At 69.7% G+C, this 11,306-nt stretch carries 9 protein-coding genes; 6 read left to right on the forward strand and 3 right to left on the reverse strand.

Going from position 1 to position 11,306, the window contains the following annotated elements:
* The first annotated feature begins 209 nt into the window (after window positions 1-209).
* The 4 genes from QMO56_RS24815 (at window position 210) to QMO56_RS24830 (ending at window position 3,545) form a co-directional block, all read left to right on the forward strand.
* A complete protein-coding gene (locus QMO56_RS24815; RefSeq protein WP_283530044.1) occupies window positions 210-761 on the forward strand; it encodes a thiamine pyrophosphate-binding protein in 552 nt (183 codons plus the stop codon).
* Window positions 762-764: 3 nt separating this feature from the next.
* The gene (locus QMO56_RS24820) at window positions 765-1,367 is read left to right on the forward strand and encodes a thiamine pyrophosphate-dependent enzyme (protein ID WP_283530046.1); all 603 of its coding nucleotides are present in this window, start codon (window positions 765-767) and stop codon (window positions 1,365-1,367) included.
* 72 nt (window positions 1,368-1,439) lie between these two features.
* Window positions 1,440-2,411, forward strand: coding sequence for a tripartite tricarboxylate transporter substrate binding protein (locus QMO56_RS24825; protein ID WP_283530048.1), 972 nt, complete (start codon window positions 1,440-1,442; stop codon window positions 2,409-2,411).
* Window positions 2,412-2,732: 321 nt separating this feature from the next.
* Window positions 2,733-3,545: an SDR family oxidoreductase gene (locus tag QMO56_RS24830; RefSeq protein WP_283530050.1), complete on the forward strand. Its 813-nt coding sequence runs from the start codon at window positions 2,733-2,735 to the stop codon at window positions 3,543-3,545.
* A 39-nt stretch (window positions 3,546-3,584) separates the two neighbouring features.
* On the opposite strand, the gene QMO56_RS24835 is transcribed toward QMO56_RS24830, so the two are convergent.
* Both QMO56_RS24835 and QMO56_RS24840 read right to left on the reverse strand, forming a co-directional pair.
* Window positions 3,585-5,609, reverse strand: coding sequence for a M3 family metallopeptidase (locus QMO56_RS24835; protein WP_283530053.1), 2,025 nt, complete (start codon window positions 5,607-5,609; stop codon window positions 3,585-3,587).
* A gap of 97 nt (window positions 5,610-5,706) precedes the next feature.
* Window positions 5,707-7,035 (reverse strand): LLM class flavin-dependent oxidoreductase, encoded by a 1,329-nt coding sequence (locus QMO56_RS24840; protein WP_283530055.1) that lies wholly within the window; start codon window positions 7,033-7,035, stop codon window positions 5,707-5,709.
* 134 nt (window positions 7,036-7,169) lie between these two features.
* Here QMO56_RS24840 and QMO56_RS24845 point away from each other — a divergent pair, with 134 nt between their 5' ends.
* A complete protein-coding gene (locus tag QMO56_RS24845; protein ID WP_283530057.1) occupies window positions 7,170-8,132 on the forward strand; it encodes an alpha/beta hydrolase fold domain-containing protein in 963 nt (320 codons plus the stop codon).
* 112 nt (window positions 8,133-8,244) lie between these two features.
* On the opposite strand, the gene QMO56_RS24850 is transcribed toward QMO56_RS24845, so the two are convergent.
* Complete coding sequence (locus QMO56_RS24850; RefSeq protein WP_283530059.1) at window positions 8,245-9,846, reverse strand: ABC transporter substrate-binding protein; 1,602 nt, start codon at window positions 9,844-9,846, stop codon at window positions 8,245-8,247.
* Between the two features lie 448 nt (window positions 9,847-10,294).
* Here QMO56_RS24850 and QMO56_RS24855 point away from each other — a divergent pair.
* The coding region (locus QMO56_RS24855) for a glycoside hydrolase family 26 protein (RefSeq protein WP_283530061.1) at window positions 10,295-11,306 on the forward strand (1,012 nt) is incomplete at its 3' end.

Consider the following 11,306-nt stretch of genomic DNA (forward strand, 5'->3'; position numbering starts at 1 on the left):
CGACAAGGATGCCGCGCGTACCACGCGCCTTGGGCGCCATGCCTCAGCGCACTTGCTCGGCATCGCAGCCCCAGTATTGACAGACAATCATTCCAGCCTCCAAAGTTGCCTCGGCCGCTGCAACAAAGTGGCCGGGGAAAGGGCCGCGATCACTCCATGGCCCGCGCCGCGCGCCCGGCAACCCGGCTGAAAGAAACGGGAGGGCATGGGTGGACACACACGGAATGGACGTGGCGCCAAGCGACACGGCCAGCTGGCCCGACGCGCTCTTTGACCTGCTGAAGGCGCATCACGTCCGGCAGGTTGCCTTCGTGCCGGATGCCGGGCACTCGCGGCTGATCCGCCGCTGCCAGGCTGATCCGGCGATCAAGGCCATCTCGCTGACCACCGAGGAGGAAGGTATCGGCCTGCTACTCGGTGCCTGGCTGGGCGGCGAGCGCGGCGTTCTGCTGATGCAGAGTTCCGGCGTCGGCAACTGCATCAACATGCTCTCGCTCAGCATCCTGCACCGCACGCCGATGCCGATGCTGGTCACCATGCGTGGCGACTTCGGCGAGTTCAACCCGGCCCAGGTGCCCATGGGCAACGCCACCCAGGCCGTGCTGGAAGCCATGGGCACGCTGGTGCGGCGCGCCGACCATGCCGATGACATCGTGCCGACCGCCGACGCCACGCTACGGCTGGCCTTCAACACTTTCCGTCCGACGGCGGCGCTGATCGGCCAGCGCGTGCTCGGCGCCAAGACCTTCGGCAAGGAGTGAGCCATGGCACCGAAATCCTCCGGCACGCTCCGCCGGCGCGAGGTCGTCTCCACCCTGCTTTCCGATCGCGGCGAGCTTCTGGTGATCGCCGGGCTCGGTGCGCCGGCCTGGGACATCACCGCGGCCGGCGACCATCCGCGCAACCTGCCGCTCTGGGGAGGCATGGGCTCGGCCGCCACCATCGGCCTCGGCCTCGCCCTGGCGCAGCCTTCGCTGCCCGTGCTGGTCATCACCGGCGACGGCGAGATGCTGATGGGGATCGGTGCGCTGGCCACCATCGCCGTTGCGCGGCCGCCGAATCTCTCGGTCGTCGTGCTGGACAACGAGCACTATGGCGAGACCGGAATGCAGCCGACCCATACCGGCGCTGGCGTCAATCTGGCGGGCATGGCCGGGGCGGCCGGCATCCCGCGGGTCTTCAGCATCCGTGGCGCGGAGGAGGTCGCGCCGCTGCGCAGGGCGATCCATGAGAAGTCCGGGCCGCTCTTCGCCCAGATCAAGATCGATGCCGAGACGCTCAAGCTGGTGCTGCCGCCGCGCGAAGGCGCGCTGCTGCAGGCGCGCATGCGGGAGTCGATCCTCGGCCCGGAGGCGCATCTCGCCTGATCGCAGGCGAGGCTCACGGCGGCGGGCCACAAGGACCTGCCGCCCAACAACGAACCTGGGAGGAGAAGGATCATGCAGCGTCGCCACCTGCTGTCGTTGTTGGCCGCCCTGCTGCCTGCGCAGGCGGCCCGCGCGGCACCGTCGGCGTGGGTGCCCACCCGCCCCATCCGCCTTGTGGTTCCCTTCGGTGCCGGCGGCAGCACCGACGTCACCGCGCGCCTGCTGGCCGAGGCGCTGGGAGCGCGGCTCGGCCAGCCGGTCGTGGTGGAGAACCGCGCCGGCGCGGGCGGCAATATCGGCAGCGAGGCTGTCGCGCGGGCGGAGCCGGATGGCTACACCCTGCTGCTGACCACCAGCACCACCCACGCCACCAATCCCGCGCTCTACAAGTCCCTCCCCTTCGACGTGCGGCGGGACTTCGCGCCGATCACCCTCACCGCCTTCATTCCCAATCTCCTGGTGGTGCCGGCGTCGGAGGGAATCGACACGGTGCAGGACCTGATCGCCCGCGCCCGCGCCCGGCCGGGAGAGTTGAACTACGGCAGCGCCGGCGCCGGTTCCTCGCAGCATCTCGCCGCCGCCCTCTTTGCCGCGCGTGCCGACCTGCGGATGATGCATGTGCCCTATCGCGGCGGCGCCGCGGCAGTAACGGACTTGCTCGGCGGCAAGCTCCAGCTGCTGTTCAGCCCTTTGGTCGAGGTGCTGGAGCATGTGCGAGCCGGCCGCCTGCGCGCGCTGGCCATCACCACAAAGCAACGCTCCCCGCTGCTGCCGGAGACACCTCCTCTCGCCGATTTCCTGCCGGGCTACGAGATTCGGCTCTGGAATGGCCTGCTGGCGCCAGCCGGAACGCCCCCGGCGGCGATCGAGCGCATCGCGCAGGAGACCAACGCCCTCCTGCGAACGCCGCAGCTGCAGGAGAAGCTCGCGCAGCAGGGCAGCATTCCCGCCGGCAGCACGCCGGAGGAGTTCGCCAGCTTCATCGGGGCTGAACTGGTGAAATGGGCGGAGCTGGTGCGGATCTCCGGCGCCCGCGTCGAGTGACAAGGCACGTGGCCTTGATCTGAGCCGGCGCATGCATGGCCGCTGGGAGGCGCTGTCTCCCTGGGGAGGCGACGGCCTCCCCGCTTTTGGGCTCCGCCTGAGCGGGTTGGAACGCCTTCAGAATGCCGCAGCCGGGCTGCCATGCGGCAACCTTTCGGAGCACCCGGCGATAAGGACAGGACCGGTGGCGGCCGGCGGAGGGCGAGGGTCACTTTCCGGTGCGGCCGGCATTGCATCCCGAAAATCCGCAGGAGCAGAACCGTGGCAGGCACACAGATCAACAATCCTCCGAAGCCCCCGCAGCCGAAGCAGCAACAGGACATGCCGGGCTCAACGGGCGCGATGGACCCGAAGCCTGACCATGGCGAGGAAAGCTACAAGGGCAGCGGCCGTCTGCAGGGCCGCGCGGCGATCATCACTGGTGCCGATTCCGGCATCGGCCGTGCCGTCGCCATCGCCTTCGCGCGCGAAGGCGCGGACGTGCTGATCTCCTACTACAATGAACACGAGGATGCGAAAGAGACTGCGCGCTGGGTGGAGCAGGCGGGCCGCAAGGCGGTGCTGGTGCCAGGCGACGTGAAGGACGAGGCCTACTGCAAGAGCCTCGTCGAGCGTGCGCTGAAGGAGTTCGGCAAGCTCGACATCCTCGTCAACAACGCCGCGCACCAGGCCTCGTTCAGCAGCATCGAGGACATCAGCGCGGAGGAATGGGACGTCACCTTCCGCACCAACATCTACAGCCAGTTCTACCTGTGCAAGGCGGCGATCCCGCAGATGAAGCCGGGCAGCACGATCATCAACACCAGCTCGATCAACGCCAAGAGCCCCTCCCCCTCGCTGCTGGCCTATGCCACCACCAAGGGGGCGATCGCCAACTTCACCGCCGGCCTCGCGCAACTCGTGGCGGAGAAGGGCATCCGGGTGAACGCCGTGGCGCCCGGCCCGATCTGGACGCCGCTGATCCCCTCCACCATGCCAGCCGACCATGTGGCGGAGTTCGGCAAGAACACGCCGATGGGGCGGGCAGGCCAGCCGGTCGAGCTGTCCGCCGCCTACGTCATGCTGGCGGCGCCGGAATCGAGCTACATCACCGGCGCGCTGATCCCGGTCACCGGCGGGAGGCCGATGCTCTGAGGCGCCGGGCCGCGGCGCGGTCGCTGCGGCCCGCTGCCGCTACGCCGCCAGCCCGCGGTTGCGCAGCAGCGCTGCGGTGCTGGGCGGGCGGCCGCGGAAGGCGACGTAGAGCTGCATCGGGTCCCGCGTGTCGCCGGCGCTGAGCAGCTGCCGCAGGCGCGCGGCGATAGCCGGCTCGAAGGGATCGCCGGCCGTCTCGAAAGCCTCGAAGCCGTCCGCGTCCAGCACTTCCGACCAGAGATAGGAGTAGTAGCCGGCCGCGTAGCCGCCGCCGGCGAAGAGATGCTGGAAATGCGCCGGGCGGTGCCGCAGGCCGATCTCCGGCGGCATGCCGATGCGCGCCAGGAAGTCCCGTTCGAAGGCGTCGATGTCCAGGCTTTCCGGCGCGGGGTGGCGGTGCAGCGCCATGTCGATCAGCGCCGAGCCCGTGTATTCCACGCTGGCAAAACCCTGGTTGAAGCTGCGCGCGGCGAGCAGCCGCTCGATCAGCCGCTCCGGGATCGGCGCGCCGGTCGCGTGATGGCGGGCGTAGCGGCGCAGCGTCTCCGGCAGGGCGATCCAGTGCTCGTAGATCTGCGAGGGCAGCTCGACGAAATCGCGCCGCACCGAGGTACCGGACTGCGCGGGATAACGAACCCGGCTGAGCAGCCCGTGCAGCGCATGGCCGAACTCGTGGAACAGCGTCTCGGCGTCGTCGAAGCTGAGCAGCGTCGGCGTGGCACGAGCAAAATTGTTGTTGTTGACGACGATGGGCGAGATAGCCTCATCCATCGCCTCCTGGTCGCGGTAGCTGCTCATCCAGGCGCCGGAGCGCTTGTCGGGCCGCGCATAGGGGTCGGCCAGGAACAGGCCGACATGCCCCCCGGCGTCGCGCACCTCATAGACGCGCAGATCCGGATGGTAGGCCGGCAGGCCGGGCTGCGGCACGAACTCCAGGCCGAAAAGCCGCGAGGCCGTGTCGAAGGCGGCCTGCTGGATGTTCTCCAGCACGAAATACTGCTTCAGCTCGGTCTCATCGAGGTCGTAGTCGGCGCGGCGCACCTTCTCGGCGTAGTAGCGCCAGTCCCAGGGCTGCAGCGGCCCTTCCAGCCCCTCGGCCCGCGCCACGGCCAGCAGCCGGTCGCGCTCCGCCGCCGCCTTGCGCCGGGCAGGCTCCCAGACCTCGGCCAGCAACCCCTCGGCCGCCTCCACCGAGCCCGCCATGCTGTCGGCCAGCCGGAACTCGGCGAAGCCGGGATAGCCCAGCAGTTGCGCCCGCTCGCGCCGCAGCGCCAGGATCTCCGGGATCAGCGGGCGGTTGTCATGCGCGCCGGGATGCGTGCCGCGCGCCACCCAGGCCGCATGCGCCACCTGCCGCAGGTCGCGCCGGGCGGAGAAAGTCAGGAAGGGCTCGATCAGCGAGCGCGCCAGGGTGATGGCATAGCCGGGCAGGCCGCGCTCCGCCGCCGCCTCGGCCGCGCCGGCGCGTGCAAAGTCGGGCAGGCCGTCCAGGTCCGTCTCGGCGAGCGGCAGGGACCAGGTTTTCTCGTTGTGCAGCACGTTCTGACCGAAGGCGGTGTGCAGCACGGCCAGCCGTTCGGTGATCGCGGCCATCCGCGCCTTGCCTGCCGCATCCAGCGCCGCGCCGCTGCGGATGAAGCCGAGATGCGTGCGCTCCAGCAATCGGCGCTGGTCCTCCGCCAGCCCCAGCGCCTCGCACCGCGCGTAGAGGGCCTCGACGCGCGCGAAGAGCGCCGGGTCCAGCGCCACGCGCATCCCGTGCTGGGCGAGGCGCGGCGACCAGTCGCGGTCCAGCGCCTCCAGCGCCGCCCCGCCCTGGCTGACGACGAGGTTGGAGAACACCGCCTGCACCCGTGTCAGGTCGCGGCCGCTGCGCTGCAGCGCCTCGATCGTGTTGGCGAAGCTCGGCACGGCCGGATCGGCGCCGATGCCGGCGATCTCATCGAGATGCGCCTGCATCGCCTGCCCGAAGGCGTCGGGGAAGTGTTCGGGCCGGATGGTGTCGAAAGGCGGCAGGCCGAAGGGCGTGGTCCAGGGGGCGAGGAGCGGGTTGTCAGCGGTCATGCGGCAGATCGGGACAGAAGGGGAGGCGCGGGTCAAGCACCCCGCTCCCGCCCCGGCAGCACGGGCGCGTGCTGCCGGGGCGGCGGCAGGGGCTGGCTCAGCCCGGGAAGAAGCGGTTCGCCGGCCGCGGCAGGCCAAGATGCTCGCGCAGCGTGAGGCCCTCGTAGTCGCGCCGGAACAGGCCCCGCCGCTGCAGCTCCGGCACCACCTGGCCGACGAAATCCTCTAGCCCACCCGGCAGGTGCGAGAACATCACGTTGAAGCCGTCGCAGGCCTCGCCGTGCAGCCACTCCTCCATCTGGCCGGCGATCATGGCCGGCGTGCCGACCATCGCCAGCCCGGCATAGCCGCCCAGCCGCTGCGCCAGCTGCCGCACCGTCAGCCCTTCGCGCCGCGCCAGCGCGATGGCGCGCTCGCGGCCGCTCTGGCTGGCATTGCTCGGCGGGATTTCCGGCAGGGGGCCGTCCGGGTCGAAGCCCGAGGCGTCCAGCCCGAGCGCGATGGAGAGCGCGGCGATGCCGCTCTCGTAATAGACCAGGCTGTCCAGCTTCGCTCGCTTGGCGCGCGCCTCCTCCGGCGTCTCGCCGACCACCACGAAGGCGCCGGGCAGGATCTTCAGGTGCTCCGGCGCGCGGCCAAGCGCCGCCAGGCGCCCCTTCACGTCGCGGTAGAAGCGCTGCCCGTCGGCCAGCGTCGGCGTGGCGGCGAAGATCACCTCGGCGGTCTCGGCGGCGAGCTGACGGCCCGCCTCCGAGGCGCCGGCCTGCACGATCACCGGCCAGCCCTGGACCGGCCGCGCCACGTTGAGCGGGCCGCGCACCTTGAAGTGCTCGCCCCTGTGATCCAGCACATGCAGCCTGGCCGGATCGAAGAACAGGCCCTGCTCCTGATCGCGCAGGAAGGCGTCGTCGGCCCAGCTGTCCCACAGCCCGGTGACCACGTCGAAGAACTCGCGGCCGCGGCGGTAACGCTCGCCGTGCTCGACATGCTCCTCCAGGCCGAAGTTCAGCGCCGCATCGGGGTTGGAGGTGGTCACGATGTTCCAGCCCGCGCGGCCGCCGCTCAGATAATCCAGCGAGGCGAATTTGCGCGCGATATGGTAGGGCTCGTTGAAGGTGGTCGAGGCCGTGGCGATCAGGCCGATCCGTTCCGTCACCGCCGCCAGGGCCGGCAGCAGCGTCAGCGGGTCGAAGGAGGTGACGGTGTGGCTGCGCTTCAGCGCCTCCATCGGCATGTTCAGCAGCGCAAGGTGGTCGGCCATGAAGAAGGCGTCGAACCGGCCATGCTCCAGCGTCTGCGCGAGGCGCTTGAGATGCGCGAAGTTGAAGTTGGCGTCCGGGAAGGCGCCGGGATAGCGCCAGGCGCCGGTATGAATGGTGGTGGGGCGCATGAACGCGCCCAGATGCAGATGTCGCTGCGCGGCCATCGGGGGCTCCGGTGGAAAGGGGCGAACCGTTGGAGGCTGCGCCCGCTGCCCCGTCGCGTCCAGCGCCGGCCGCCGAGTTGCGCTCCCGGTCATCCGGCGTTGAATGGCGGGGCACAAGCAGAACGGAGTCACCCATGCCCGACGCCCAGACCGACCCCCGCACCGATCCCGAGATGGCCGCCTTCCAGGCGATGATGGATGCCCGCGCGAAGGACTTCCCGCCGATTCGGCTGGAGCGCCCCTTCGACGCCGCCCGCGCCAGCAACGACGCGCTGAACCTCACCCTGGGCGGCGGGCCGGACATGGCGGAGAGCCGCGACATCTGGCTGCCGGTGCGCGGCCGCCGCATCGCCTGCCGCCTGCACCGCCCCCTCGCCGCCGAGGGTCCTATGCCGGTGCTGATCTACCTGCATGGCGGTGGCTGGGTGTGGAACAGCATCGACACGCATGATCGCACCATGCGCCAGTATGCCGCCGCCGCGGGTTGCGCCGTGCTGGGACCGGACTATGCGCTGAGCCCGGAGGCGGTCTTCCCGCAGGCGCTGGAGGAATGCGCCGGGGTGGCGCGGCTGGTGGCCGCGCGCGGCGCGGAGTGGGGGCTGGACGCCGCGCGCATGGTGCTGGGCGGCGACTCCGCCGGGGCCAACCTGGCCCTCGGCGCCGCGCTGCTGCTGCGCGAGCAGGCGCCGGAGGTCAGGCTGCGCGGCCTGCTGCTCGGCTACGGCGTCTATGACAGCCGCTTCGACACGCCTTCCTACCAGGAATTCGCCGAGGGCTATGGCCTGACCCTGGAGCGGATGCGCTTCTACTGGGATGCCTATGCGCCGCAGCAGGCGGACCGCTTCAACCCCTTCGCCGCCCCGCTCCGCGCCGACCTGCGCGGCCTGCCGCCGGTGCACATGACGCTGACCGAGCTGGACGTGCTGGCCAGCGAGAACTTCGCCATGGCCGAGCGCCTGCGCGCGGCGGGCGTGGCGGTGGAGGAGGCGCTGTTCCCCGGGACGATGCACGGCTTCCTGCGTGCCGGCGGGCATGTCGGCGCCGCCGACCGCGCCTTCGCCAGGGCGGGCGAGTGGCTGCGGCGCATCACCGCCTGAAACCGGGGCCAGGAGGGGCGCTGCCCCTTCCGGATCCTGCCCCTGATGGCGGGGTCCGGGGTGACACTGTCACCCCGGCGGGGGTCCAGGGGGCAGCGCCCCCTGGCCGTCCTCAGGCGCGCTGCACGCCCCAGGAATAGGGCATGCTGCCCTGCACGAAGCCCGTAAGGTTGGTGCGGTAGGCCGTGCGGGAGACGAACTGGCCGAGCGGGATGGTCGCCACCTCGTCCTGCGCCATCGTGTTGATCTCGTCGGCCAGGGTCTTGCGCGTGCCCTCGTCCGGCGCCTCCAGCCAGGACTGGATCATCGCCTCGATCTTCGGGCTGGTGTACCAGCCGAACCAGCCCTGCCGGCCCGTACCCTTCACCAGCGAGGAGACGCCGGGATTGGCATAGGCCATGGCCGAGCCGTAGGTGTGGAAAATGCTCCAGCCGCCCTTCTCCACCGGCTCCTGGCTGACGCGGCGCTGCACCACCGTGCCCCAGTCGCTTTCCGCCAGCTCGATATTCATGCCCATCCGCTGCAGCAGGTCGGCGGTGAGCTGGCCGTGCGGGCCGATCAGCGGGAAATCGGTGGGGTTGATGATCACCACCTTCTCGCCGGCATAGCCGGATTCCGCCAGCCGCGCCTTGGCACGGTCCAGGCTCCGCGGCGGCTGGGCAAGCTCCGAGAGGTTCTCGGTGCCGTAGGGCGTGCCGCAGGGAAACAGGCTGTGGCACTCGCGCCAGAGCGAATGGTCCTGGCCGATGGTGACCTGCATGTAGTCCGGCTGGTTGACGGCCAGCGCGACGGCCTGCCGCACCTTCAGCTTGTCGAAGGGGGGCTGCAGGTGGTTCAGCCGCATCAGGCTCAGGAAGCCGGCGGGGAACAGCGTATCGAGCTTGATGTTGCGGTCGCGTTGCAGCACCGGTTGCAGGTCGTTCAGCGGCTGCTCGACCCAGTCCACCTCGCCGGCCTGCAGCGCCGCGGCGGCAGTGGCAGGGTCCGGCATGATCTGCCACTCGACGCGGTCGAAATGCACGACCTTGCCGCCACTGGCCCAGTCCGGCGGCTCCTGGCGCGGCTGGTAGCCCTCGAACTTGGTGTAGACAGCGCGGCTGCCGGCGACGAACTCATCGGCCTTGAAGCGGAATGGCCCGGAGCCCACCACCTCCTTGAGCTGCGCGTTGGCATCCGTCTTCGCCACGCGCTCCGGCATGATGAAGGCGACGTTGGCGTCCGGCTTGGCGATGGCGTCCAGCAGCATCGGGAAGGGGCGGGTCAGGCGGATCTCCACCGTGCGGTCATCCGTTGCGCCCCATTTTTCCACCACCTTGGCCAGGAGCTGGCCGAACGGATCGCGCTTCGACCAGCGTTCCAGGCTGGCGGCGGCGTCGGTGGCGCGCACCGGCTCGCCATCGTGGAACTTCAGCCCCTCCCGCAGGCGGATGCGCCAGACCCGGCCGTCATCCGAGACGGTGTGGCCCTCCGCCATCTGCGGCTGCGGCTTCTGCGCGCCATTCACCGCATAGAGCGTGTCATAGACGTGGTAGCCATGCATCTGGGTGACGATCGCCGAGGTCCAGATCGGGTCGAGCGCCGTCAGGTTGGCCTGGGGAACGAAGCGCAGTGTGCCGGCACGGCTGTTCTGTCCCAGGGCTGGCCTGGAGAGGGAGGGCAAGGCAAGGGCGAGACCGCCCAGCCCGGCTCCCTGGAGGAGCGTTCGGCGTTGCATGACTGTTTCCTTCCCTGTGCCCGCGAGCGGGTGCGCGAAGGCTATGCAGCGCGTCACAGGGGGGTCAAGCCTGGCCTGGCCGCGGGCGCCATGCGGGGCCTGTTTCTGCCACTCCCGCACTGAGAAGAGCGCTGCCCGCCGCACACAAGGCGGTTGCCGGGCAGCAGCAGCCCTCTCCCGCCCAGCCAGTGCTCCGGCGTTGCATCCCAGCCGCGCGATGTATCGGCTGGCCTTGGGCTCACCTCCCCTCCGGGCATGGGGCTGGGCACCGTCAGCGGACGGATAGCCCGGCAATCCACGCCAAACAGGGCGCAAGCCTTAGAAGCCCGCCAGAGCCGGAATGCGCCTATGGGTTGATTTTATCCGGCAACATTCTCTTAACAGATATCAATCACTTTTGAGTGAAAACGTCCGGGATAGCCCGGCAACTTCCTCGAAAGAGCCTCCCATGACCGCCCTCGGTGTTTATGTCGGCAACGAGCCTTCCCACCTGACCCAGTCCGAGAACTGGCTGGGGCGCGAGGTCGATCTGGTGCATGCCGTGGTGGGCAGCGCCAGCTGGACCGACTTCACCAGCAGCGTCTCCTGGATGATCAACACGCTCTGGAGCGGCACCAGTGACGATCTGTTCTGGTCGGTGCCGCTGATCGTGGATGACGGCTCGGCGAGCCTCGCGACGGCCGCGACCGGCGCCTACAACGACTACTACCGCAGCGTCGCCGAGACGCTGGCCAGCAGCACCGAGGGCGACGGGCCGATCTACATTCGCACGGGCTGGGAGTTCAACGGCGACTGGTTCGCCTGGTCCGCCGAGGGGAACGAGGAAGCCTATATCGAGGCCTACCGCCAGTTCGTGGACACCTTCCGCAGCGTCTCGGACCGTTTCGTCTTCGAGTGGTGCGTGGACGCCGCCTCCGGCGGCATGGACCCTTCCACCGCCTATCCCGGCGACGACTATGTCGACATCATCGGCATGGATTTCTACTGGAAGACGGAATACAGCGGCTCCGATCCGGTGAAGGCCTTCGAGGACATGGCCTACCGCGAATACGGCCTGCAGTGGCTGGAGGACTTCGCCGTCGCGCACGGCAAGCCGACCGCCTATTCCGAGTGGGGCGTCACCGGCGACAATGCTGCCGAGTACATCAAGCTCGTGCAGGACTGGTTCGACAGCCATGATGTGGCCTACCAGTCCTACTGGGATTCGAACGCGGCCTATCCCGGCCTGATGTCGGACGGCAGCGATCCCAATTCCGGCGCTGCCTACAAGGCGGCTTTCAGCGGCCCCTCCGACGACACCATCCCGGTGGTCGTGGAGCAGCCTGCCACGACTCCGACCATCCCGGTGGTGACCACGCCCGCCCCGAGCACCAACACCGGCGCGCTGCCGGACAGCGCCGCGCCCGCCAACTGGATCTACGGCACGACCAAGACCGAGACGCTGAGCGGCACCGCCGGGC

The organism is Roseomonas sp. E05 (assembly GCF_030063475.1).
Taxonomy (GTDB): domain Bacteria; phylum Pseudomonadota; class Alphaproteobacteria; order Acetobacterales; family Acetobacteraceae; genus Pseudoroseomonas.